At 71.4% G+C, this 241-nt stretch carries 1 protein-coding gene; it reads right to left on the reverse strand.

Features of this window, described 5'->3' with window-relative positions; translation table 11 throughout:
* The coding region (locus tag QP363_RS13480) for a hypothetical protein (protein ID WP_284764868.1) at positions 1-241 on the reverse strand (241 nt) is incomplete at both ends.

Here is a 241-nt window from a genome sequence, read left to right on the forward strand (position 1 = left end):
GTGCCGGCCACGAGCGCAGCTCCGCTGGGTAGCAGCGGGGAATCAGGTGCGTACACCAGGAACGAGCGTCCCGCGTGGAAAGCCGCGCATACCCGGGCGGGGCCGGGTTCCGCGGTTCCGGCAGCCCCGCCGGAGGCCGGGCCGGGCTCCGCGGTAAGATCAGCGGGCCAGCCCTCTCCGGGGCCCGTTTCACGGAAATCAAGATGGGCACGAGCTGCCGGGTCAAGGGCATACACCTGTG

This window comes from Corynebacterium sp. UMB6689 (assembly GCF_030215295.1).
GTDB classification, from domain to species: Bacteria; Actinomycetota; Actinomycetes; order Mycobacteriales; family Mycobacteriaceae; genus Corynebacterium; species Corynebacterium aurimucosum.